The sequence below is a fragment of the Halalkaliarchaeum sp. AArc-GB genome, assembly GCF_031432225.1.
Classification (GTDB): Archaea; Halobacteriota; Halobacteria; order Halobacteriales; family Haloferacaceae; genus Halalkaliarchaeum.
In genome coordinates this window covers 31,575-53,953 of the sequence record NZ_JAVKGM010000005.1, presented here as the reverse complement: position 1 = coordinate 53,953, position 22,379 = coordinate 31,575, and the positions used below count along the sequence as shown (strand labels likewise).

22 protein-coding genes are annotated in these 22,379 nt (G+C 64.6%); 16 read left to right on the top strand and 6 right to left on the bottom strand.

What is annotated here, in order from left to right:
• Positions 1-161 precede the first annotated feature (161 nt).
• Entirely contained in the window at positions 162-770 is a 609-nt protein-coding gene (locus RH858_RS07000; RefSeq protein ID WP_259535386.1) for a recombinase RecA, read from the top strand.
• Positions 771-811: 41 nt separating this feature from the next.
• Positions 812-1,249, top strand: a complete 438-nt coding sequence (locus RH858_RS06995; protein ID WP_259535385.1) for a CoA-binding protein — start codon at positions 812-814, stop codon at positions 1,247-1,249.
• A gap of 15 nt (positions 1,250-1,264) precedes the next feature.
• Here RH858_RS06995 and RH858_RS06990 read toward each other — a convergent pair whose 3' ends face one another.
• Positions 1,265-3,121 carry a cation:proton antiporter gene (locus RH858_RS06990; RefSeq protein WP_259535384.1) on the bottom strand — a complete coding sequence of 619 codons (1,857 nt, stop codon included), beginning with the start codon at positions 3,119-3,121 and terminating at the stop codon, positions 1,265-1,267.
• A gap of 163 nt (positions 3,122-3,284) precedes the next feature.
• Between RH858_RS06990 and RH858_RS06985 the strand changes: the two genes are divergently transcribed.
• Positions 3,285-3,809, top strand: coding sequence for a redoxin domain-containing protein (locus RH858_RS06985; protein ID WP_259535383.1), 525 nt, complete (start codon positions 3,285-3,287; stop codon positions 3,807-3,809).
• A 13-nt stretch (positions 3,810-3,822) separates the two neighbouring features.
• Here RH858_RS06985 and RH858_RS06980 read toward each other — a convergent pair whose 3' ends face one another.
• On the bottom strand, positions 3,823-4,449 hold the full coding sequence (locus RH858_RS06980) for a MaoC family dehydratase (RefSeq protein WP_323805932.1): 627 nt from the start codon (positions 4,447-4,449) through the stop codon (positions 3,823-3,825).
• Between RH858_RS06980 and amrS the strand changes: the two genes are divergently transcribed.
• Complete coding sequence (gene amrS / locus RH858_RS06975; protein WP_259535381.1) at positions 4,443-5,513, top strand: AmmeMemoRadiSam system radical SAM enzyme; 1,071 nt, start codon at positions 4,443-4,445, stop codon at positions 5,511-5,513. The genes RH858_RS06980 and amrS overlap by 7 nt on opposite strands.
• 27 nt (positions 5,514-5,540) lie before the next feature.
• On the opposite strand, the gene amrB is transcribed toward amrS, so the two are convergent.
• Complete coding sequence (gene amrB / locus RH858_RS06970; protein ID WP_259535380.1) at positions 5,541-6,470, bottom strand: AmmeMemoRadiSam system protein B; 930 nt, start codon at positions 6,468-6,470, stop codon at positions 5,541-5,543.
• Positions 6,471-6,573: 103 nt separating this feature from the next.
• On the opposite strand from amrB, the gene RH858_RS06965 reads away from it, so the two are divergent.
• A complete protein-coding gene (locus RH858_RS06965; RefSeq protein ID WP_259535379.1) occupies positions 6,574-7,485 on the top strand; it encodes a CoA ester lyase in 912 nt (303 codons plus the stop codon).
• A 47-nt stretch (positions 7,486-7,532) separates the two neighbouring features.
• Complete coding sequence (locus RH858_RS06960; RefSeq protein ID WP_259535378.1) at positions 7,533-8,789, top strand: Glu/Leu/Phe/Val dehydrogenase; 1,257 nt, start codon at positions 7,533-7,535, stop codon at positions 8,787-8,789.
• A gap of 44 nt (positions 8,790-8,833) precedes the next feature.
• Here RH858_RS06960 and RH858_RS06955 read toward each other — a convergent pair whose 3' ends face one another.
• Positions 8,834-9,292 (bottom strand): NOB1 family endonuclease, encoded by a 459-nt coding sequence (locus RH858_RS06955; protein WP_259535377.1) that lies wholly within the window; start codon positions 9,290-9,292, stop codon positions 8,834-8,836.
• Positions 9,293-9,538, bottom strand: a complete 246-nt coding sequence (locus tag RH858_RS06950) for a PRC-barrel domain-containing protein (protein ID WP_259535376.1) — start codon at positions 9,536-9,538, stop codon at positions 9,293-9,295. It abuts the gene before it with no gap.
• A 173-nt stretch (positions 9,539-9,711) separates the two neighbouring features.
• Between RH858_RS06950 and infB the strand changes: the two genes are divergently transcribed.
• The 4 genes from infB to RH858_RS06930 all read left to right on the top strand — a co-directional run bounded on the left by infB (position 9,712) and on the right by RH858_RS06930 (position 14,605).
• Positions 9,712-11,526: a translation initiation factor IF-2 gene (gene infB, locus RH858_RS06945; protein ID WP_259535375.1), complete on the top strand. Its 1,815-nt coding sequence runs from the start codon at positions 9,712-9,714 to the stop codon at positions 11,524-11,526.
• Positions 11,527-11,573: 47 nt separating this feature from the next.
• A complete protein-coding gene (locus RH858_RS06940; protein WP_259535374.1) occupies positions 11,574-12,293 on the top strand; it encodes a phosphoribosyltransferase in 720 nt (239 codons plus the stop codon).
• A 1-nt stretch (position 12,294) separates the two neighbouring features.
• Positions 12,295-13,395 carry an ATP-NAD kinase family protein gene (locus RH858_RS06935; protein WP_259535373.1) on the top strand — a complete coding sequence of 367 codons (1,101 nt, stop codon included), beginning with the start codon at positions 12,295-12,297 and terminating at the stop codon, positions 13,393-13,395.
• Between the two features lie 178 nt (positions 13,396-13,573).
• The gene (locus tag RH858_RS06930; protein ID WP_259535372.1) at positions 13,574-14,605 is read left to right on the top strand and encodes a phosphate uptake regulator PhoU; all 1,032 of its coding nucleotides are present in this window, start codon (positions 13,574-13,576) and stop codon (positions 14,603-14,605) included.
• 30 nt (positions 14,606-14,635) lie between these two features.
• Here the strand turns inward: RH858_RS06930 and RH858_RS06925 are convergent, their stop codons facing one another.
• Positions 14,636-15,682: a radical SAM protein gene (locus tag RH858_RS06925; RefSeq protein WP_310561424.1), complete on the bottom strand. Its 1,047-nt coding sequence runs from the start codon at positions 15,680-15,682 to the stop codon at positions 14,636-14,638.
• A gap of 179 nt (positions 15,683-15,861) precedes the next feature.
• Here RH858_RS06925 and RH858_RS06920 point away from each other — a divergent pair, with 179 nt between their 5' ends.
• From RH858_RS06920 to RH858_RS06895, 6 genes are all read left to right on the top strand, one after another.
• Positions 15,862-17,502 (top strand): type II/IV secretion system ATPase subunit, encoded by a 1,641-nt coding sequence (locus RH858_RS06920; protein ID WP_259535370.1) that lies wholly within the window; start codon positions 15,862-15,864, stop codon positions 17,500-17,502.
• Positions 17,502-19,646 carry a type II secretion system F family protein gene (locus RH858_RS06915; protein WP_310561423.1) on the top strand — a complete coding sequence of 715 codons (2,145 nt, stop codon included), beginning with the start codon at positions 17,502-17,504 and terminating at the stop codon, positions 19,644-19,646. The genes RH858_RS06920 and RH858_RS06915 overlap by 1 nt, the downstream gene beginning before the upstream one ends.
• A gap of 3 nt (positions 19,647-19,649) precedes the next feature.
• Entirely contained in the window at positions 19,650-20,327 is a 678-nt protein-coding gene (locus tag RH858_RS06910; protein WP_259535368.1) for a class I SAM-dependent methyltransferase, read from the top strand.
• A 64-nt stretch (positions 20,328-20,391) separates the two neighbouring features.
• Positions 20,392-21,450 (top strand): NAD(P)/FAD-dependent oxidoreductase, encoded by a 1,059-nt coding sequence (locus tag RH858_RS06905; RefSeq protein ID WP_259535367.1) that lies wholly within the window; start codon positions 20,392-20,394, stop codon positions 21,448-21,450.
• Between the two features lie 76 nt (positions 21,451-21,526).
• Positions 21,527-22,093: a pyruvate kinase alpha/beta domain-containing protein gene (locus RH858_RS06900; RefSeq protein WP_310561422.1), complete on the top strand. Its 567-nt coding sequence runs from the start codon at positions 21,527-21,529 to the stop codon at positions 22,091-22,093.
• A gap of 94 nt (positions 22,094-22,187) precedes the next feature.
• Positions 22,188-22,379 (top strand): 30S ribosomal protein S17e, encoded by a 192-nt coding sequence (locus tag RH858_RS06895; protein ID WP_259535365.1) that lies wholly within the window; start codon positions 22,188-22,190, stop codon positions 22,377-22,379.

Genomic DNA, 22,379 nt, shown 5'->3' with positions numbered 1-22,379 from the left:
CTGACAGCTCCACGATCCGACCGTCCGGTAGCTCGTATCGAACAATCAAAAAGAATAATACCAGTTCCGGGCAAACTACAGGTAGTCGATGTCTCTCGGTCAGATAACGCGTCGTTTCACTGTGTTTTGCGGTGTGTGGACTGGCGAGGCGAGGGGTACGTATGTATGAGCTCGACCCCCACCTCGACGCGCAGGTCGAGCCAGGGACGAACCTCCTGATCACGGGGCCGTCGCTGACCGGAAAGCGGTCGCTCGCGCTTGATCTGCTCGCTGACGGGACCGAACGGGGGGACGGCGCGATCGTGGTGACGACGAAGGACAGTGCCGACCGCGTCCTCGGTGATTACGCGAAGCGAACCGAGTACGAGGGACGCCCCGTCGCAGTCGTCGACTGTGTCACCCGTCAGCAGGGTGTCGGCGACATGCGCGACGACGACCGGATCAAGTACACGTCGTCGCCGGTCGACATGACCGGAATCGGCATCAAGCTCTCGGAGTTCCTCCAGGCGTTCTACCACGACCGAGGGATCCAGCGGAACCGCATCATGCTCCACTCGCTTTCGACACTTTTGATGTATTCGGACCTCCAGACGGTGTTCCGCTTCCTCCATGTCTTCACCGGACGGATCCAGAGTGTCGGCGGCCTCGGCCTGTTTTGCATGGACTCGACGGCTCACGACGACCGGGAACGGAACACTCTCACACAGTTGTTCGACGGGATCGTCGAAACCTCGGAGGACGCCGAGCCGACGATCCGGCTCGGTGAATGACCGACGAGCACACTTTCAACCTGCAGGACTGCAGATAGTGTATGCCGATCGAAACAGACGCCGAGTTGCGGGAGTTGCTTTCCGTCGACACTATCGCCGTCGTCGGCTGTTCGACGACGCCGGGGAAAGCCGCCCACGACGTACCGCGATATCTCCAGTCACAGGGATATCGGATTTTTCCGGTCAATCCGTTCGCAGACGAGATCCTCGGCGAGGCGACGTTCGACTCGCTGTCGGCGGTGTCCGAAGAAGTCGATCTGGTCGAGGTGTTCCGCCCGAGCGATGAGGTTCCGAGAATCGTCGAGGAACTACTGGAGCGCCGCGAGACACGAGGCGACGCGGGGATACTTTGGCTCCAGCTCGGAATACAGCACGACGACGCGGTACGCCGCGCGGAGGAGGCCGGCGTCCGCGTCGTTCAGGATCGCTGTCTGAAAGTCGAACACCGCCGGCTGGGGAGCGGAAACCGGACACAGTGACGACGAAAGACTATTTCAGGAGTGAGGGTGGAACCGTCGTGCCGCCTCCCGGACGGCTTCGGCGTCCCCGAGGAACGTCACGTGGTCGCCGTACTCGACCACCTCGTCGGCGTCGGGAACGTGCGTGTCGTCTCCCCTGCCGATAACTGCGACGATACAGCCAGAGGGGATCGCCTCGTTCACCTCACGGATCGTCTTGCCGGCGAGGTCTTCTGCGGTCACCTCGATCTCGACGACGTCGTGGCCCTCCCCGAGTTCGTTCATCCAGTGGGCCATCGCCGGTCGCTCTATCTCGTTGTCGATCGACCACGCCGTAGCCAGGGACGCGTCGATCGCGGTCACGTCGAGGGAGTCGAACGCGTCGACGTTCTCGGGCTGATTGACCCTGGCGTACACCCGATCGACGTCGAACTTCGACCGCGCGAGCTGTGACACCAGCAGGTTGTCGTTGTCGTCTCCCGTTGCGGCGACGACGATCTTCGCGTCGTCGATTCCCATGCCTCTGAGGACATCGGATTCGGTTGCGTCACCCTCGTGTGCGGTAAACCCCAGTTCCCGTACCTCCCGGACGACGTCCCGGTCGACGTCCACGATGACGACGTTTTCGCCGCGCTGTTCGAGCTGTCGTGCGAGCGTGCGACCCACCCGGCCGCCGCCTGCGATGATCACTTTCATTGGTATCACGCCGAGCCTGTCTGCGATCTGTCGTGCCAACCCGGCCTGGAGCACGACAGTAGCGAAAATGATGAGAAAGACGACCCCGACGAGCGCCTGGGCCACCTCGCTTTGTCCTGCGTCCTGTAGCTGGATCGCGAACACGGTCGCGACCGACGCCGGAATGATCCCCCGGGGGCCGACGAGACTGAGAAACAGCTTCTCTTCGCGGGTGAAGCGCCAGGATCTGACCGAGAGAAACACCACGCCCGGGCGCACCACCAGCGCCACGAGAACGACGACGAGGACGCCGGCAAGCCCCAGCTGGGCGATGTCACCGAAGTTCAGAAGTGCCGCGAGGACGATGAAGATAAACGACAGCACGATGGCCCTGATGTCGCGCTCGAAGGACTCGATGGCATCCCGATGGGGAAGCTCCACGTTCCCCAGCACGATCCCGGCGGTCGCGGCGGCTGCGACACCGGCTTCGGCGGCGACGGTGTCGGCGATCGCGTACGTCCCCACGATCCCGGCGAAGACGATCAGCCGGGTGACGTGCGGGGCCGAGTCGGGAGAGATGTCCAGCTGCGTCAGCGCGTAGTAGACGACGGCAGCGACGGCCAGCCCGGCGGCGACCCCGACCCCGATGCGTTCGAGGAACCCGAGGAACACCGACCCGTAGGAGCCGCTGCCCACGACGAGCAGTTCGAAGACGACCACTGCGAGCACCGCGGCAGTGACGTCGTTTATGATCCCCTCGGCCTCCAGGACCGACGCGACCTGTTCGCGAACCGTGACCACCTCGAGGATCGGGGTGATCACCGTCGGCCCCGTGGCGATCATCAACGCCCCGATCAACAGCGCGACCTCCCATCCCGGCCCGATCAGGTAGTGGATAACCGCCGCGGTGCCGAGAAACATCACGACCGCCCCAATCGACACCATCCCGAGGATGGCCTGCGGCGCTCGCTGCAGGCGCTCGCGTCTGAGTTCGAACGCTCCCTCGAACACGATCACTGCCACGCCGACGCCGACGATGACGAACAGGCCATCGCCGAACGTCTCCAGGGAGACCAGCCCCAGGACGTGCGGCCCGATCAGCACCCCCGAAAGAATGTGAAACAGGACGCTCGGAACCCGGAGTTTCATCGAGAGGAGCTGTCCGGCGACACCGAGGGCGAGAACGAGCGCAGTGACGGCGAGGACAGCTGAACTCACTGTCTACAGTATTGTACTAGGAGGTAAAAAGCGCACCGTATTACTGGTGCGGGGAGGCCAAAAATCAAACCGCGAGACGGCGGGTCGCAAAGCGGGTCCCATCAGGACCCCCGACGGCTCGGGGATTAATGGGACTCGGCGTCGAATCCTCCGCCAGAAACCGATGGTCTCACAGGGACAGACGGCACCAGATTTTATCGCTCCCGCAGTCGACGGCGATCGCACGGTCGAACTCGCGCTGTTCGAACTGATCGATCGTCACGACGCTGTAGTGCTACTTTTTGCCCCCTGTACGTTCGTCCCGGAGCCGACCGCCGAGTGGCTCGCCGTCGAGCGGGCGGGGTGGCCGGACCACGAACGAATTGCGACAGTCGGCCTCACGGCCGACAGCCTGTATGCGGCGTACACGTACGCCGACCGCTACGGGTTCTCGTTCCCGATCGTCTCGGAGTTCCACGGCGGAGTTTCCGACCGGTACGAACTGCTGACCGAGGAGTGGGAGAGTCACGGGGACGTCCCACGCCGGGCGGCCGTGGTCGTCGACGGCGACTGGACTGTTCGGGCAGTCGAGACGGCCGATGATCCCCACGATCGGACCCCGCCCGGACCCGCAACCCGCGCCGTCGACGCATTACAGGCGTGTGGAGTCGACGTGGAGCGTCCGAACGTCGACTACGACGTCGTGTGAGCCCTGCCGTCGACTACACCGACTCTGCGTCCCGTTTCAGCGACAGCACCGTCCGATCGAACGAACAGACGAGCGTGTCCTCGCCGTCCTCTTCGTCGCCCCCTTCGTCCTCGTCTTCGACTTTGAACGCCTCGACGTGCATCGTGACGACACCGCGAGTTCCGTCACTCGTCTCGCGTTTGTCGGTCACGGTGGATTGCGCATAGATCGTGTCGCCGTGGAAGACGGGCGCCGGATGTTCGACGTCGTCGTACGAGAGGTTCGCGACGATCGTCCCATCGGTGGTGTCGGGTATCGATAGACCGACGGCGAGTGCCATCGTGTAAATGCCGTTGACGAGGCGCTCGCCGAACTGGGTGTCCGCCGCGAAGTCGGCATCGAGGTGGAGCGGTTGCTGGTTCATCGTCATGTCGCAAAAACGCTGGTTGTCGGCTTCGCTGATCGTCCGTCGCTTCCCGTGTTCGATCGTCTCGCCGACCGTGAACTCCCCGTAGTAGAGCCCGGACATACCGCTCCCGTCGCCGCGGTCGTACTTATGGGTTCGCGTCGATGGTTGGTTCGCACACTTCCCCCGGTGTGGGAATCGGAGATACGGTTTTTTGGAGAGAACACGAAGCTCCTTCGAGAAGAAGTATGTCACCGAGCGCGCGTGGACGCGAGGTCGAACGCTACGAACGGCTCCAGGACGACCGCGTCCGGTGTGCGGTCTGTCCCCGGCGCTGTCTCGTCGCTCCGGGCGAGCGGGGCGTCTGTCGCGTTCGATACAACGACGGCGGGCGGTTCGAACTGCTCACCTACGGCAAGGCGGTCTCGACCGCGATCGACCCGATCGAAAAGAAGCCGCTGTTTCACTTCGCGCCGGGCGCCCGCGTGCTGTCGGTGGCCGCACGCGGCTGCAACTTCGAGTGTGACTTCTGTCAGAACTATCAGATTGCGATCGAACACGACGACGTTCCAGAACAGTCGCTCCCACCCTCAGAGCTGGTGAACGCCGCCGTCGATCGATCCTGCGAAGGGATCGCCTATACGTACACCGAGCCGACCATCTTCCTGGAATACGCCCTCGATACGATGCAAGCGACCGACGAGGACGCGTGTAACGTGTTCGTCTCGAACGGCTACATGACCGAAGAGACCGCGAGACAACTCGCCTCGGAACTCGACGCGATCAACATCGACGTCAAAGGCGACACCGAGTTCTATCGACGGCGGTGTGGCGTTCCGGATCCGAAACCGATCTACGAGGCCGCGAAAACACTCGCCGACGGGGGCGTCCACGTCGAGATCACGAACCTCGTGATACCCGGAGAGAACGACGATCCCGAAACCGTCCGGGGGCGGATGGCCTGGATCAGGGAGGAGCTCGGACCGGAAACGCCGGTCCACTTCTCGAGGTTCCGTCCCGCCTATCGAATGCAGGACGTCCCGCCGACGCCAATAGAAACGCTGGAGTCGCTTTTGGACGTCGCCCGCGATGAAGGGCTGGAGTACGTGTACTGTGGCAACGTTCCGGGACACGAATCCGAAAGCACCTACTGTCCGGACTGTGGAACCTGTGTGATCAAACGACAGGGATTCGAAATCCGCTCGTACGACCTGGAGGACGGAAACTGTCCGTCGTGTGGCCGATCGATCGACGTCGCCGGAATCGAGTGGGCAGGCGGGGGCGACTCCGAGGGACGCAGGCGACAGTTGGGGTTCTGATCGCGCGTCGTGGCGAGCGGGGACCGGTCAGTCGTCGTCGATGCCGACGGCCGTATAGCCGACGGTTCTTCCACCGGCGCCAGCGGTGTCGCCGCTGGTCGCGTAGGCGTAGACCGTTCCGGACGCCGCACCGAGCCGAATTGCGGCGAAAAGCGTCGCCGCGGTCGCCCCGGGGCCGCACATCGTGTGACCGGTCCGTTCGACGTGATCGAGCAGCCCGGCCGGGTTCAGATCGACGAGCAGGTCGAGGACGGGGTCGTCGGCGGCGGTCGCCGCCTCGGTCGGCTCGTAGTGGGTGAGATCCGTCGAGGCGATCACCACGGCATCGCGTCCGGTGGCGTCGATGGCCCGGGCGATCGCTTCGCCGAGGTACTCACAGCGCGAGCGATCCTTCGTTGCGACCGCGACCGGAAGGAACCGGGGAGTAGCTTCGAGATGCTGGAGAAACGGCAGCTGGACCTCGACTGCGTGTTCGACCCGATGGGCGCGGTCGTCGATTTCGATCGCCGCGTCTGTTTCGAGGAGTTTCTCACGGAGCGGCTCGTCGACAGAAAGCCTCCCGAGGGGAGTCTCCCAGGCGTCGTGAGAAGCGAGCGCGATCTCGGCACCGGCCTGTCGGTGGTTCGGCCCGAGGATCACAGCGGTCTCCGGCGTTCGCGAGCGCGCGAGGGCAGCGTAGCTGTGTGCCGCAATCGGACCCGAGTACTGATAGCCGGCGTGCGGGACCACGAGTCCGAGGAGGTCCCCCCGATCCGCATTCGGCTTGTCCGGCTGTCGGTCGGCGGTCTCCGCCCGTCGGTCGGCGGTCTCCGCCCGTCGGTCAGTCGCCTGTCCCGTATCGGGGACCGTGCCCGGGCCGTATTCGTCCAGGAAACACGCCTCGATCTGTTCCACGAGGGGATCCGGATCGCCCCGATAAAACTGCCCCGCGACAGCAGGCGGACGAACGTCGGTCATTGTCCCTCGGAAATACGGCCGCCGAATGGAAGTGAGTATGCCCTCGATACTGCGGGGCGAACCGAGCGTGGGGGTTTTTCACCGCGACGAGCAACCGCAGCGTATGGTCAGACGAAGCGTACTCTTTTCGCCCGGTGACCGGCCGGATCTCATGCGGAAAGCCCCCGAAACGGGTGCAGACACCGTCGTGTTCGACCTCGAGGACGCCGTCGTCCCCGACCGCAAGGACGAAGCGCGCACGGCAGTGCGCGAGATCCTGACCGACGAAGCATTCGACCCCGACGCGGAGGTGTGCGTTCGGCTCACTGCGGCGGAACCGGCCGCGGATCTCGACGCCCTGCTCGGCGACGTCGACGATCCGAAACGCGATCGAGAAAACCACGAGGAGGGGCTTCGCCTGGATGCGCTGGTGGTGCCGAAGGTCGACTCGAAAAAAACCGCAATGCACCGTGTCGAGCTGGCACGCGCACGCGGATTCGACGTGCCAGTGCTCGCACTGGTCGAGACGGCCGCCGGCGTGCTCGCAGCCGAGGGAATCGCGAACGTCGACGGAATCGAGGCGTTGATCTTCGGCGCGGAGGATCTCGCCGCCGACGTCGGCGCCACCCGGACAAAAGCGGGCCAGGAAGTGTTGTACGCCCGCCAGCACGTCGTTCTGGCGGCGTCAGCCGGCGGGATCGACGCGATCGACACCGTGTACACCGACTTCGAGGACGAAGACGGACTGCGCGAGGAGGTGGCGTTCGCCCGCCAGCTCGGCTACGACGGGAAGCTCGCGATCCATCCCGCACAGGTAGACGTCATCAACGGAGCGTACACGCCCGACGAGTCGGAACTAGCGTGGGCCCGCCGCGTGTTGGAAGCGCGCGAACGTGCCGACCGGGACGGGCGGGGGGTCTTCGAAGTCGACGGTGAGATGATCGATCGACCGCTGATCCTCAGGGCCGAACGCATACGAGAACGCGCCCGGGGTGCCGGAATCGGGTTCGGTTCGGATTCGAAAAACGCGCAGTAACTCGGGCAATCGGTACAGTTAACAGCTAACACAGTAGTCCGTGAGATATGTCTGACCAGGCCAATCCGTTCGAGAGTCTCCAAGAGCAGATCGACGACGCTGCGGCACATCTCGACGTCGATCCGGGGGTGATCGAACGGCTCAAAAACCCCGAACGGGTACTGGAGACCAACCTCACCATCGAGCGCGACGACGGGTCCCTCGAGACAGTACGCGCCTACCGGTCGCAGTTCAACGGCGACCGGGGGCCGTACAAGGGCGGTATCAGGTACCACCCGGACGTCGACATGGACGAGGTGAAGGCGCTGTCGGGGTGGATGGTGTACAAGTGTGCGGTCGTCGACATCCCCTACGGCGGCGGAAAGGGCGGGATCCCGATCGATCCGAGCGACTACAGCGAACAGGAGCTCGAACGGATCACCCGGTCGTTCGCGTTGGAACTTCGACCCCTCATCGGCGAGGACGCCGACATTCCCGCACCGGACGTAAACACCGGACAGCGAGAGATGAACTGGATCAAAGACACCTACGAGAAGCTCGAGAACACGACCGCTCCCGGCGTGATCACCGGGAAGGCGCTGGATTCCGGCGGATCGGAAGGTCGCGTCGAGGCGACCGGCCGGTCGACGATGCTCGCCGCCCGGGAGATGTTCGACTACCTCGATCGGGAGATCGAGGGGGCGACGGTCGCCGTCCAGGGGTACGGAAACGCCGGTTCCGTGACGGCATACCTGCTCGACGACCTCGGGGCGAAGATCGTCGCGATGTCCGACTCCTCGGGGGGGATCTACAATCCGGACGGGTTCGACGCCCGGGAAGTGAAGGCATTCAAAAGCGAAAACGGGAGCGTCGTCGGCCATCCCGAAGCTACCGAGGAATTGACGAACGAAGAGTTGCTCGCGCTAGACGTCGACCTGCTGGTTCCGGCGGCGCTGGAAAACGCCGTCGACGCCGACCTCGCGCGGGAACTACAGGCCGACGTCGTCGCGGAGGCCGCAAACGGCCCGCTGACGCCGGACGCCGACGAAGTGCTCGAAGATCGGGACGTGTACGTGCTGCCGGACATCTTCGCGAACGCCGGCGGTGTGACGGTGTCGTACTTCGAGTGGGTTCAAAACCGACAGCGGTTCTACTGGACCGAACAGCGGGTCAACGAGGAGCTCGAACGGATCATCTGTGACGCGTTCGACGACCTGATCGAAACCTACGAAACACTCGAGTTGCCGAACCTCAGATCGGCCGCCTACGTCGTGGCGATCCAGCGGGTCGCGAACGCCTACGATCAGGCCGGAAACTGGCCGTAACAGAACTCGACGCGGAAAACAGGGACGGAGGGAACGCCGGCGGATCAGGCCGGATTCTTCCGAGTGAGATCGCTCCCGCAAATCGGACACCGGTCGTGGTTGTCGTCGAACTCTCGCCCGCAGCCGGCGCACTGAAACAGCCAGTCGCGCTGTTCGGTGATCCCGTCGCGTGCGATCACGTGGACGGCGATTCCGAGCTTCTCGGCGACGTTTTGCATCGCGTAGTCGTCCGTGACCAGCGTTCCGTCGAGCTCGAAGGCGGTCGCGAGCAGGCGGGTGTCGGTCTCCGACAGCTCGTCGGCGTCGCCGGTCTCGCGTGCGGCCCGCGAGACCTTCTCGACGGTTCCTTCCGCCGGGATGTGGATGTGCATTCCCGCACCCTCCATCGCGTCGAACCTGAAGGCGTGTTCGCCCTCGAGCTCCTCCTGGACGAGCGGGATCGATGCCGTCTGCTCGTCGGTGTGATACTCGTGGATGAACGCGGACGTGTCGAGAACGTGCATCTACCGTTGAACGACGATGTAGTCTTTGACCGCCTGCACTGCAGAGACCGGGACCCGTAGACGTCCCCGATCGTCGGTGTCGAACGACACCTGCCGGACGTCGAGCTGCTCGTGGGGCGACACGAGGAGATGTTCGAGGCGCCCGGACTTCAGGTCCATCGTGATGTTGTACAGGTCTCCCAACTCGGTGCCGTCGGTCCCCATGACGGCTTTCCCCGAGAGGTTCTCAGCGAGTATGTCTGCCATGCTTCCAACGACAGACTGGAACGATATAAACGCCACGGGGCGTCCGACGGTCGCGCGCCGGCCGTCCGACGGAGATAGGTGAGACAGGAGACCGAGAGGAGACAGAGAGGACAGTTCTGAAAGGCTTAACTCCCGTCCCCGACTGTATCGACCAAGGAGTTTTCGGGGGACCCATGTCGAACGACACATCCACTGACGCCGGGACGGAGGACGCGGCCAGGCTGCGGACGCCCATCGTCGCCGTCCTCGGCCACGTCGACCACGGGAAGACCAGCTTGCTCGACAAGATACGCGGCTCGGCCGTAAGCGAAGGGGAGTCGGGGGCGATCACCCAGCACATCGGTGCGACGGCGGTTCCACTGGAGACGATCTCCTCGATGGCCGGCGAACTCGTCGACCCGGACGACTTCGATCTGCCGGGGCTTCTGTTCATCGACACGCCGGGGCACCACTCGTTTTCGACGCTGCGGGCACGCGGGGGAGCGCTGGCCGACATCGCGATCCTCGTCGTCGATGTGAACGACGGCTTCCAGCCCCAGACCGAGGAGGCGATCGACATCATCCAGCGGACGGGAACGCCGTTCGTCGTCGCCGCGAACAAGGTGGACACGATCCCGGGATGGAACCCCAGAGAGGGCGCGCCGATCAAGGCGAGCTACGACTCCCAGTCCGACCGCGTCCGGTCGACGCTCGACGAGGGACTGTACGACATCATCGGGGATCTCTCGTCGGCCGGCTTCTCGGCGGACCTGTACTGGCGCGTCCAGGAGTTCCAGCGCAACATCGGCGTCGTTCCGGTGTCGGCGATGACCGGCGAGGGAGTGTCAGACCTGCTCGCAGTGCTCATGGGCCTCTCCCAGCGCTACATGCGCGGGGAGATGGAAGTCGACGTCTCGGGCGCCGGCGTCGGAACAGTGCTCGAAGTGAAAGAGGAGCGCGGCTTCGGAGCGACCATCGACGTCGTCGTCTACGACGGAGTGATCCGAGAGGGCGATACGATCGTCGTCGGCGGGATGGACGAGCCGATCGTCACCGAGATCCGGGCGCTGTTGCAGCCACGGCCACTGGCGGAGATCCGCACCGAAAACCGATTCGAACGCGTCGACTCCGTCGAGGCGGCCGCCGGCGTGAAGATCGCCGCGCCGGAGCTCGATGACGCCATGGCAGGTGCGCCCGTCATGGTCGTCCGGAACCGCCCCGTCGAGGAAGTCATCGGGGAGGTGCGCGCGGAGCTTGCGGAACTCGAGGTCGAAACCGAGGAGGACGGGGTCGTCGTCAAGGCCGACACACTGGGGAGCCTCGAGGCGATGGCCGACGCGCTCCGCGAGGCAGAGATCCCGATCCTCCGGGCGGAGGTCGGCGACGTCGCACCCCGGGACGTCGCGGTCGCCGGCACCGCAAACGAGGCGACCTACCGGGCGATCCTCGGCTTCAACGTCGACGTCCTCGGGAACGCCGAAGACGAACTCGAGGAGTCCGACGTGGAGGTGTTCGTCGACGACGTCATCTATCAGCTCGTCGAGGATTACGAGGCGTTCGTCGCAAAGCGCGAACGGGCCCAGCAGGAGACGATTCTCGAGAAGATCGTTCGGCCATGCCGGTTCCGAATCCTCGAGGATCACGTATTCCGGCAGTCCGATCCCGCGGTAGTCGGCGTCGAAGTGCTCACGGGGACGCTCCAGAACAACCGCCACGTCGTCGCCTTCGAGAACAACGAGCCCAGGCGGGTGGGGCAGCTCTCGGGGATTCAAGAACAGGGCGAAGACATCTCCGAGGCCCGAGCGGGCACCAGGGTCAGCGTCGCGATCGACGGTCCGACCGTCGGCCGGCAGATCGAGGAGGGCGACGAGCTGTGGACGGAGCTGCCGGAGAAACACGCGAAGATCCTCGAACAGGAGCTCGCAGACGAGATCCCGGCCGACGAACTGGAAGCGCTGCAGGGCTACCTCGACAAACAGCGGAGCCGGGACCCCTTCTGGGGGAAATGATCCGCTCTGACAACCCTTATGTGCGCGCCCGGTCCATTCTCGTGCGTATGAGCGACCTCCCGGAGGAGTTCAGCTGCACCGTCACCAACTGGGAGTACATCTACGGGCTCTGTCGGAGCGTCTCTGAACAGGTCACGGAGGACCAGTTCGAGCCGGACGTCATCGTCGCGCTCGCGCGTGGCGGGTGGTTCGCGGGTCGGTGTCTGTGTGACTTTCTCGGGCTGGACGACCTCGCCAGCCTCAAGATGGAACACTACGTCGGCACCGCCGAGAAGGCCGACGAACCGCAGGTCCGGTATCCCATGCCCGAGGGAAGCGTCGAAGGGAAGGACGTGCTCATCATCGACGACATCGCCGACACCGGCGGGTCGATAAAACGCGCCCACGAGTACGTCAACGAGCGCAACCCCGGTGAGGTCAAAACCGCGACCCTCCAGCTGCTTCAGACCAGCGAGTTCGAGCCGGATTTCGTCGGCGAGCAGCTCGAGGAGTGGACCTGGATCGTCTACCCGTGGAACTTCATCGAGGATATGATCGACCTCATCTCCGGCGTGATGGAGAAAGCCGAGGAGGACACCTTCGATCGGGAGGCGATCAGACACTACCTCTCGGCGTATCACGAAGTCGACCGGATCGAGATGGAGATCGCTCAGCCGGACCGGCTCGACGAGGTGCTCGCGGAGATGGAGCGGCGCGGTGTCGTCGAACGAGTCACAGGGACACTCGAGGACGACGGGAACGACCCGCGCTGGCGGCTGACCGACTGAGATGCACGTCGGCGTCGTCGTAAACCCAATCGCGGGGATGGGCGGTCGGGTCGGACTGAAAGGCACCGATGGAAAGGTACAGGAGGCGCGCGACCGGGGCGCAGAGCCACGGGCGCCGAACCGGGCGCGCCGCGCGCTGTCACGGCTCGCCCAACTCGATCCCGACGTCCGGGTGTCGACCGTCGCGGACCCGATGGGCGAGTCCCTCGTTCGAGAGGCGGGCCTCGATCCCGACGTGGTAGCTGAACCGTCAGTCGCGTTCGGCGACACACCGGCGGCAGACGACGCGTACGCCCAGTCGGAAACCTCCGCCGAGGATACTCGACGAGCGGTCGAGGCGTTTCTAAAAGGGGGCGTGGATCTGGTGTTGTTCGTCGGTGGCGACGGCACCGCCGCCGACGTCGCCGAAGCCCTCGAGGGGACCGACACGCCGATGCTGGGCGTTCCGGCGGGCGTGAAAGTGTACTCCTCGGTGTTTGCGGTCTCCCCGGAGGATGCCGCCGCGGTCGCAGTCTCCTTCGAGCGCACAGAACGCCGGGAGGTGATGGACATCGACGAAGACGAGTACCGCGAGGGCGAGGTGAACCCGGAGCTGCGGGCGATCGCCCGCGTCCCGGTCGCCGAGGACCTCCAGTCGTCGAAACAGCTCGGCGGCGGTACCGTCGAGTCGCTCGCGGAAGGGTTCGCCGCCGACGTCAGAGAGGGCGTCACCTACGTGCTCGGACCGGGATCGACCCTGGGAGCGATCAAAGAGGAGCTGGGCTTCGAGGGATCGCCGCTGGGGGTCGACGTCTGGCGGGACGGCGAGGTGCTCGCCCGCGACGCCACCGAAGACGAGATCCTGGACTGCCTCGGAGAGCGGAACGTCGTGGTCGTCACCCCGATCGGCGGCCAGGGGTTCGTCCTCGGCCGTGGCAATCCACAGCTATCGCCCGCGGTGATCCGGCAAAGCGACCTCGAGGTCGTCGCTTCCCGCCGGAAGCTCGATGACCTGCGTGTACTCCGGGTCGACACCGACGACCCCGAACTCGACGCGTCGCTCCGCGGGTGGATCCGGGTTCGCGTGGGCGCCTACGAGACGCGAATGATGAAAATAGTCTGAGTGCGCTCGAGGAAGATCGCAACGGACCCCTCGATAAGACCGGTCGTGCTCTTATACCAATCAAACGCTACACACCCCCTTTTATGTTCCTCCGCTCGGGGGGATACCCTTCTATACGGAACATCGTCATTAATGAACATACAGACAAGATTAAGGACGTATGTAGCCTACGGCGAACATGGAAACGAGGAAGGTGCAACGGCTCGGTCCATCGACGCTCGCGATGACCCTGCCGGCAGAGTGGACCAAGGAACACGGCGTCGACAAGGGGGACGAGGTGTCGATCCGGATCGGCGGCAAGGGAACGTTGACAGTGCTGCCACAGTCGACGAGCACCGAGGAGTCGGAGGCGACGATTCACGCTGACGCACTCGACGCGGACGCGCTAGAGCGGGCGATCGTCGCCCAGTACGTACTCGGCCGGCGGGTGATCCACGTCCGCCAATCGGAGGGGGCACTCGAAAGCGACCACATCAACGCCGTATACAAGGCCGAAACCCAGCTGATGGGGCTCGGCGTCATCGAGGAAACTCCCGAAAGCATCGCCATCAGGTGTTCGGTCGATCCCGAGGACTTCACCCTGGACAACCTCCTCGAGCGCCTGGAAAACACCGGCTCGACGATGCGCGGCGAGGCGGTGAAGGCGCTTGCACACGGCAATCCGGACCTCGCACAGCGCGCGCTCAATCGCGAGCGACAGGCGAACAAGATCTTCGTGCTCATGTTGCGTCTGATCTTCACCGCCTACCAGAACCCCAACCTCTGTCGTGCGGTGGGGCTGGACTCGGGGTTCCCCCTGATCGGCTACCGTTCGGTCGCGAAGAACCTCGAACTCACCGCGGACAACGCGGAGGACATCGCCGACATCGTACTGGAGATCGACGGACACACTCTCGACATCGACAGCGGGACGATGCGACAGATCCGCGAGTTCACGGACGGCGTCGACGATCTCACGCGCCTCGCCGTCCGGTCGGTCGTGGAACGCGACTACGATCTCACGATCGAGTGTCGGGAACTGTTTCGGGGGCTCGCCGACCGCGAGCGAGAAATCCTCGACGACCTTCCCGAACTGTCCAACCAGGAGTTGCTCCACGTCCGGGAGGTACTGGTGAGCCTCCAGCAGACCGCCCAGTACGCGATGCGCAACGCCGAGATCGCGGCGAACCTCGCGCTCAACGAGGAATCGGAACACGTCGAGATCAGGTAGCAAACCCGGGCGGTTCCGCGCTTGCGACGACTAGCTCTCTCCGAACCCCGGCGGCTCGAACGGACAGAGTTTGTCGGTCGCGAACGGGTTCCCGGTTTCCGCGTACCCGCGCGCCCGACTCCCCCCACAGATATCCCGATACGGACAGGCCCCACACCGGCCTTCGAGGTTGCTCCGGTCCCTGAGCTTCCGGAACAGGGGAGCCTCACGGTACGTCTCCACGATCGAACGCTCTCGAACGTTGTCCACGGGTTTCCGGAGGAACTCCGAGGGCTGGACGTTACCCACGTGATCGACGTGGACGATCCCGTCCCCGGCGTAGGTTCCGAACTGGTCGCGGACCCCAGTGACGACCTCCCCGCGCTGGATGGCGACCCGACGGTACTGGGGGGCCTCGATCGTCCGAACGTCGAACGAGGAGACGTTCGACGCCTCGTGGAGCCAGCGCATGATCGCGTCCGCAGCCGAGGGGTCGACACTCTCGAGCCTGCAATCGTCGGCGGGGATCACGAAAAACAGGTTCCACAAAACGATACCCAGCTCCTCGATCCTGTCGCGAATCGCCGGCAGATCCTCGAACGTCTCGCGACTCACGACGGTGTTTATCCCCGTCGGCAAACCCACCTCGCGTGCGGCCTCGAGTGTGCCGAGGGCCGCCTCGAAGCTCCCCTTCGAGCCGCGGATTTCGTCGTGTACCTCGGCCGTTGCGCCCTCGAGTCCGACGGCGAGACGATAGAGCCCGGCGTCCGAGAGGCGCTCGAGGCAGTCCCGGGAGAGCCTGCCCGACGTGGAGGCGTCGAGTGCGACAGTGAGCCCGATCTCGCTTCCGTATTCGATCAGCTCGAAGATGTCGTCCCGTTCGAGCGGATTCCCGCCGGAAAAGACGACGAGCAACCCCTCCCCGAACTCCCGGAGTCGCTCCAGCAGCTGTGTTGCCTCTTCGGTCGTTAGTTCCTCGGGATGTGGCTCGTCGGCCGCGTCTCCCCGGCAGTTCGCGATGCCGAGCTCCCCTACTCGCGTACACTCCCAGGTCACGACGAGTGGTCTTTCGTCGGTGGCGATAGATCTCGGGTTCATGCTCGTGGGTCGACCGACGCGGTCGGCACTACCGAACGTTAACCGCCCGTACGAATATAGTTCGACGCGTGTTCCAGCCGAATGAAAAAACCCGTGACACGGAAACCGGACCGCGAATCCGGAGGATCGAGACACGCGACTTTTTAAGTCCCCTCCTCCCGTTGTCACATCCAACCGAAATGTCAGGCGAGCGCTCTTCCGGGGGGATCGATGGACTAACGCGACGCGTGAAACACGTCTGGGAGCTGTTTCGGGGCACGGACCTGGACGTGCGACCGTTCCGTCCGTCCACTGACGGCACGCTAGCGACGTTTACTCCGCCCCCGGGTGAACGGGAAGTCGACCGCTACTGGGTGAACGCCCCGTACGCCTACGTCGTCATCACCTACGACGAGACCGAAAACGAACACCGGTACCACGCCGTCGAGCCAGATCTCGACGAATTCCAACGGACGCTGCTCGGCCGCGTCGTCGAAGACATCCGGGATCCGCTGTTGTTCCGGGATGACGTCGACCCGGTCGACGAATCGACGCTGGAGGCCGAACTGGAGTCGCTCCTCGAACAGTACGGTCTGGAGCCCGACATGGCGACGTTTCACAGCCTCGTGTACTACCTGCTCCGCGACTTTCAGGGGTTCGGGAAGGTCGATCCACTGTTGAACGATCCCCGGATCGAGGACATCTCCTGTGACGGGTACGGTCTCCCGATCTTCGTCTACCACGCGGAGTACACCGACATCGAAACGAACGTCTCGTTTCCCCGCAGGGAGCTGGACAACTACGTCGTCAGGCTCGCCCAGCAGTCCGGCAAGCACATAAGCGTCGGGGAGCCGATCGTCGAGACGACGCTGCCGGACGGCTCGCGAGCGGAGCTGGCGTACGGCGAGGAGGTCACCCCCCGGGGGTCGGCGTTCACGATCCGGCAGTACGCCGAGGAGCCGTTCACGCCGATCGACCTCGTGAACTACGGGACGTACAACGTCGAGCAGATGGCGTACTTCTGGCTGTGTATCGAACACAACAAGTCGCTGATCTTCGCCGGTGGCACCGCCTCGGGGAAGACCACCTCGATGAACGCCGTCTCGATGTTCGTTCCGCCGCGGTCGAAGGTGCTGACGATCGAGGACACCCGGGAGCTGTCGCTGTATCACGACAACTGGCTCTCGTCTGTCACCCGCGAACGGCTCCAGGAGGGAGCCGACCTCGACATGTACGACCTGCTCCGGTCTGCACTCCGGCATCGCCCGGAGTACATCATCGTCGGCGAGGTCCGCGGGGAGGAGGCCGTGACCCTGTTTCAGGCGATGAACACCGGCCACACGACGTTCTCGACGATCCACGCCGACTCGATTCGAACCGTGATAAACCGGCTGGAGAACGAGCCGATCAACGTCCCCCGGGCGATGGTGCAGTCGCTGGACATGGTCGTCGTCCAGCGGCTGGTCAGGTTCGACGACGAGCGCCTCCGTCGAGCGAAGATCGTCGGGGAGATACGCGGTGTCGACCAGCGAACCGGGGAGCTGGATTACGCTTCGGCGTTCGACTGGAACCCCGAATCGGACACCTTCTCCAGAAACGATTCCTCGCTGCTTTCGGAGATTCAGGCCGAACGGGCGTGGAATCGGTCCGAACTGCTCTCGGAGCTTCGACGACGCGAGACGTTCCTCCGGCGGCTCCAAGAGCTCGGCGTCACCGGCTACCGACGCTTTACGGCGCTCGTAAACGAATATTACGCGGATCCCGAACGGACGATGCGACGGCTCGAAGCCGAGATAGAGGCGGCCGGCGACGAGGTGACCGCCGGCGCCGAGGTCGGCTGATGTGGTATCTCCTCCCCCTTGCGGTGGTGCTCGCGTTCCCCGTCGCCCTCGTAGTTTCCCGGTTCGACCGGCGGCTCGACCTCCTGGTCACCCGCCTCGCGCTTTCGGCGTTCGGGGAGTACGTCGCCGACGCCGGTGCAGAAACCGAACGACAACGCGGCCGGCTCCGGGCCGCTCACGCCGGGGAAACACACCGCGTGTACGCCTCGAAAACGCTGCTGTACAGCGCCGTCCTCGCCGCCTCCGGGAGCGTTCTCGGGGTGTATCTGGCCGGCTACGTCCTCTCGGAACTCGCGATCTCCGAAGAGGCGCTCAGTGCGGCGCTACCGCCCGCCCTGACGTTTCTGTCGCCGATCGCGCGCCTCTCTGCAGTCGGGGTAGGCGAGCTGTTCCTCCTTTTGGCGTTCTCCGGGGCGACGGTCGGGACCGTCCTCGCGGTAGGGACCTACTACCTTCGGTGGAAGCTCCTCGAACAGCTAGCGGACGCGCGGGGGAAACGAATCGACGTGACGCTACCCCGCACCGTCGCGTTCGTGTACGCGCTGTCGCGGTCCGGGATGGCGTTTCCGATCGTTCTCGCAACGCTCGCCAGGAACGAACGGGTGTACGGCGAGGCCGCACGGGAACTGTCCGTCGCGGTTCGCGAGATGGAGACGTTCAGTACCGACGCGTTGACTGCCCTCCGCGATACGGCCCGACGGACCCCCAGCGAGAACATGGCGGAGTTCGCGGAGAACCTCGCGTCGATCCTCGAATCGGGTCAGAGCCTCTCGACGTATCTCGCGGACCAGTACGAGCGGTTTCAGGAGGAGGCGAAAGCCCAGCAGGAACAGTATCTCGAACTGCTGTCGACGTTCGCCGAGGCGTACGTGACGACGCTCGTGGCCGGGCCGCTGTTTCTGGTGACGATCCTGGTCGTAGTCGGACTCGTGTTGAGCGACACGCTGCCGATCCTGCGGCTCGTCGTGTATCTCGGCGTCCCGCTGGGGAGCGTCGCATTCATCGCGTACGTCGGCAACGCCACCGAGTCGCTACAGCCTCCAGGCGGTGCGGACGCCCCCGATCGACGCCGGCTGGACGTCGCACGTCGGCAGGCCGTCGACGTGCCCGGAGCGGACGCGATCGCCCGGATCCCGAACGTCGAGACGTCTCCAAACGTGCGATCCGACGGCGGAACCGCCGCGCCAACACAAACGGACGCTCTCGAACGGCTCGCAGCCTACGACCGGTACTCTCGGCTGCTCGAGCGAGTGAAACATCCGCTCGAGACCGCCTACCGGATGCCCTCGGCGACGTTCATCCTGACGGCTCCCTTGGGGGTGCTGTGGGTGCTTGCGACTGCGGAACCGACGCCGGTCACCGATCCCGTCTCGGTGCTGTCCGCGACCGATCGGGCCCTCGTGGAGGCGACGGTGTTTGCGCTGGGAGCGTACGCCGCAGTCTACGAACTGAAAGCCCGGAAGCGACGGGCGATCGAACGAGCGGTTCCGGATTTCCTCGACCGATTCGCCAGCGTCAACGACGCCGGGATGAGCGTGGTCCGGAGTCTCCAGCGCGTCTCGGAATCAGATCTCGATGAACTCACCGCGGAACTGCAGCGCACCTGGCGGGACATCCAGTGGGGGGCCGACGTCGAAACCGCCCTGTACCGGCTCGAAGATCGGGTTAACTCGCCGATGGTCTCTCGGGCGGTCGCGTTGATCACGAATGCGGTCCACGCGAGCGGCGACGTCGCCCCCGTCTTGACGATCGCCGCCGACGAGGCCCGCGCGACCCGTCGTCTCCGTCGGGAGCGCAGACAAGTGATGTTGACCTACCTCATCGTCATTTACATCTCGTTTCTCGTTTTCCTGGGGATCGTTGTCGCGCTCACTGTCGCGTTCGTCCCCGCCGTCGAGGGGGCCCAGTTCGATCCCGATCTCCCCGAGGCGACCGCGGGGGCGACCGTCGGATTCGTCGACACGATCACCCAAGTCGACGTGGGCGCCTACGAGGAACTGCTGTTTCACGCCACGATGATCCAGGCGGTGTTTTCGGGGCTGATCGCCGGACAGCTCGGCGAGGGAACGATTCAAAGCGGCGCGAAACACGCGGTCGTGCTTCTCGTGGCCGGCTACCTGATTTTCGCGGTGGTCGTCTTCTGACCGATGTCCGAGCGCTCGCTGCAGGAGACGTACGATCGGATCGCCTCGCACTTCTCGTCGACCCGGGAGTATCCGTGGCCGGAGGTAACGGCGTTTCTGGAGGAACACGCCGGCGGAGAAACCGGCGGGGTCGGCTCGGCGGACGACACCGGTCGGAAGATCGGACTCGACGTCGGCTGTGGAAACGGACGACACACCGAACCGCTCGCCGACTACGTCGATCTCGCGGTGGGGATCGACGTGAGTCGGGGGCTGCTCGAGGAGGCGCACGAGCGGGCGACCGACCGGGGATTCGACGGGGCGTCGACGTTCCTCCAGGGCGACGCCGGGCGCCTTCCGATCGCCGACGGGACCGTCGACGTCGGCGTGTACGTCGCAACGCTGCATCACCTGTCGCCACGCGATCGGCGGATCCGTAGCCTCGCGGAGCTCGCTCGAGTGCTTTCGGGGGACGGAACCGCGCTCGTGAGCGCCTGGAGCACTTCCCACGACCGGTTCGACCGAGAAACGGGGTTCGACACCACCGTCGACTGGACGCTACCCGACGGCGAGACGGTGCCGCGGTTCTATCACATCTACGATCCCGAGGAGTTCCGCGCCGACCTCGAGGCGAGCCCGCTCCGGATTGTGTCGTTCGAACTCTCCAGTGGCAACTGCTACGGGGTCGTCCGACCGGAGTGACGGCGACAACGGACCGACGCGGGCGAATCTGTGGAATTATCCCCCTCCGACGACTAACTGACCTATGGAACCGACGGAGGGCGATGGAGTCAGCGATCGGACGGACGGTCGCGAGGAACACGACGTCGACGAGCAGTACGAGGTCGCTGTCGTCGGGGGCGGCCCGGCGGGACTGTCGACCGCGCTGTACACGACCCGGCTGGGTCACGACACTGTCGTGCTCGACCGCGGTGGCGGTCGCGCGGCGATGATGCTCGAGACGCACAATGTGATCGGCGTTCCCGAGGAGACGTCCGGCAACGAGCTCCTGGCGACGGCACGCGAGCAGATTCAGGAGTACGGCGCCGACTATCACCGGAAGTACGTCGAGTCGATCGAACCCGATAACGGCGGGTTCCGGCTCGAAACCGGCAACGTGACCTACACGGCCGATCGGGTGGTGATCGCCGTGGGATTCAGCGACGAACGTCCGGAGCCGCCGCTTCCCAGAACCGGCCGAGGGCTACACTACTGTCTGCACTGTGACGCGTACATGTTCGTCGACGAGCCGGTGTACGTGATGGGAACCGGCGAGGCGGCCGCCCACGTCGCGATGATCATGCTCAACTACACCGACGAGGTCGACCTGCTCACCCGCGGCGACGATCCCGAGTGGAGCGAAGAGACCGACAGGCAGCTCGAGGCGCATCCAGTCGACGTGATCCGGGAGGACGTGGTCGGACTCGAGAAGCGCGAGGACGGCTGGCTCGCGGGGTTCGAGTTCGAAGACGGGACGTTCCGCGAATACAGGGGCGGGTTCCCGATGTACGGTTCGAACTACCGGAACGAGCTCCTCGACCAGCTCGGCCTCGACCGGACCGACGACGGCGCGGTGGCCGTCGACGACCACGGCCGGACCAGCGTCGACGGCGTCTACGCGGTCGGGGACGTCACGCCCGGCCACAACCAGGTTCCGGTCGCGATGGGCGAGGGGGCGAACGCGGGGATCGCGATCCACAAGGAGTTGCGGACGTTTCCGAAGTCGATCGCGGAGATCGAACGCGACGGTCCCGTCGACGACCGCGAGGTGCCCGCGGTCTCGGATCGGCTTCGCGGGGCGGCTGCGGAGTTTTTCGAGAACTGAGTCGACGATCGAGTTCTTCGGAATGTGCGCCGACGATCGGTATTATTACCTCTCCTGCAGTTGTTGTTTAAACTCGATGATACGTACTGACGACATGGGGACCGAACAGGTCCTCGAGGCGGCCAAGGAGTACGCCGTCGAACACGGAATCGACGACGTCGTCGTCGCCTCGACGACGGGCGAAACGGGAGCGATGGCCGCGGACGTGTTCGACGCGGCCGATCGGAACCTCGCGGTCGTGGGGCATTCGACTGGCTACCGCGAGCCGAACGAACAGGAACTCCACGACGAGCACGTGGAAGCGATCGAATCGGCCGGGGGAGAGATATTTGTCGGCCCAATGGTCTTCAGCAACGTCGGCGCCCCAGTCGCAAAACGGGACGGCCACGCGGTACAGAGTGTCATCGCGAACGTGCTCCGGCTCTTCGGACAGGGGAGCAAGGTTGCCGTCGAATGTGTTCTCATGGCGTGTGATGCCGGGCTCGTCAACGTCGACCGTCCCGTGCTCTCGATCGCCGGCACCGGCAGCGGGGCCGATACGATCTTTTTGATCCGTTCTGCGAACAGCCGAGATTTCTACGACTTGCGCGTGCTCGAGGTCGTCGCCAAACCTGCCGACCGGGAGAACCTGCCGTTCTACTGATCCGGTGTCGAACCTCGTCGACGCTGCGGTCCACGAGATCTGCTGTCCGTCGTGGAACGAACGCTTTTAGTGGTTCTCCCGGGTATCCTGGGACATGGCCATCAAACCCAAGTACATCAAACAGCTCGGGAATCGACTGCTCGAGACGTATCCGAACGCCTTCAACACCGACTTCGAGACGAACAAAGACAGCGTCGACCAGCTCACCAACGTCGAGTCGAAGGGCGTCCGCAACCGGATCGCCGGCTACATCACCCGCAAGAAGGCGGGCCAGGCCGCATCCTGA